The sequence below is a fragment of the Candidatus Termitispirillum reticulitermitis genome (assembly GCF_054655775.1).
Map to the genome: position 1 here is coordinate 1 of NZ_BAAIHG010000136.1, position 1,644 is coordinate 1,644.

The following is a 1,644-nucleotide window of genomic DNA, read 5'->3' on the forward strand; positions in this document are numbered from 1 at the left end:
ACAAGTAATGCCTTTATGCGTTTTACCTTGACTACCCCCTCAGGGATAAACTTCTGCCCGCTAAAACCCGGATTAACCGTCATTACCAGCACAATATCAGCTAAATGTGCCACCTCGCTGATAGACGTAATAGGTGTGGCAGGGTTCAGTGCAACACCCGCTTTAATACCGCGCTTGCTAATTTCGCCAAGTGTTCTGTGCAGGTGCAGGCAAGCCTCCGCATGGACGGTGATTATATCGGCACCCGCATCAGCAAAGTTTGCTATGTATTTATCAGGTTCGGCAGGTACCGGGTGTGTGGGATATGTGGACTTTTTTATCATTTGGATATATTATTTCATTCGGCAGTCTAGTTTCTTTCACGTTGTTTTTATGGGCGGCGCAGCGTGTTGGTGGGCAGCGGGCGGGGATATTATCGTGTGCAGAGCCGCTGGCAGCGGCAGTGTTTTCGGTATTGTTTCTGAATATGCACTTCACTGCAATGGACTGGTTCGGCACTGCGTTGATAGTGTCAGCTGTAGTTGAACAATCAAGGCGATAAAGACTGCTTGCTATATGTTTGACAAATTTTATGTATGCGTATATAATGCGTAGCATTATTGTAAAAGGATGTGTAATAAATGGCTGACAACGTAAGCAATGAGAATACAGGCACTATCGTTCCTGTAACCCTAGAAGACACATTAAAAACCAGCTATCTTGACTATGCTATGAGCGTTATTGTTGGGCGCGCTCTGCCAGACGTGCGAGACGGATTGAAACCTGTTCACAGGCGGGCTTTATTTGTAATGCATGAGCAAGGGCTTGATTACAATAAACCGACTCGCAAATCCGCTCGCATAGTCGGCGATGTTATCGGTAAATATCATCCACACGGCGATGTGGCTGTTTATGATACGCTTGTGCGTATGGCGCAGACGTTCTCACTGAGATATACATTGGTTGATGGACAGGGCAACTTCGGCTCTGTAGATGGAGATGCTCCAGCTGCGATGCGTTATACCGAAGTGCGCATGCGTCGTATCACGAGCGAGTTGTTGGCAGACCTTAATGAAGACACCGTTGACTTCGCCCCCAACTACGATGGCACATTAGAAGAACCTGTCGTATTTCCTACGAAGATTCCAAACTTATTGATAAATGGCTCCAGTGGGATTGCGGTTGGTATGGCAACTAATGTTCCTCCACACAATCTCACGGAGATAATGAAAGCGATTATATATAAGATAGATAATCCCAATGCGCCTGAAGAGGCTATATTCAAAATCGTTCAAGGACCAGACTTCCCCACTAAGGGGCTTATACTGGGCAGGGATGAGATTATAAAGGCGTTTAAGACTGGCAGAGGCTCTATACATATGCGTTCACGCGTAGAAGTGGAGCAGATGAAGGGGGATAGAGAGCAGATTATCGTGACGGAGCTGCCCTATCAAGTGAATAAAGCTGAGTTGATTATAAAAATTGCAGCACTTGTGCGTGATAAGATTATTACTGGTATATCTGATTTGCGCGATGAGTCTGATGAAAATATTCGTGTAGTTATAGAGCTGAAGCGTGGCGAAATTGCTGATGTGGTGCTGAACCAACTATATAAACATACCCCGATGGATACATCATTCGGTGTCAATATGGTGGTGCTGATAG

The 1,644-nt window shown here is 45.6% G+C and carries 3 protein-coding genes; 2 read left to right on the top strand and 1 reads right to left on the bottom strand.

The features are described 5' to 3' along the window. Positions 1 to 323, bottom strand: a 323-nt coding sequence (locus tag AC1MDJ_RS07775) for a ribulose-phosphate 3-epimerase (RefSeq protein ID WP_479690353.1), incomplete at its 3' end; no start/stop codon positions are given. Between AC1MDJ_RS07775 and AC1MDJ_RS07780 the strand changes: the two genes are divergently transcribed. Both AC1MDJ_RS07780 and AC1MDJ_RS07785 read left to right on the top strand, forming a co-directional pair. Next, on the top strand, positions 305 to 541 hold the full coding sequence (locus AC1MDJ_RS07780; RefSeq protein WP_479690354.1) for an EamA family transporter: 237 nt from the start codon (positions 305 to 307) through the stop codon (positions 539 to 541). The two genes, AC1MDJ_RS07775 and AC1MDJ_RS07780, sit on opposite strands and share 19 nt — an antisense overlap. A gap of 79 nt (positions 542 to 620) precedes the next feature. Then, a partial coding sequence (locus tag AC1MDJ_RS07785) for a DNA gyrase subunit A (RefSeq protein WP_479690355.1) occupies positions 621 to 1,644 on the top strand: 1,024 nt, incomplete at its 3' end.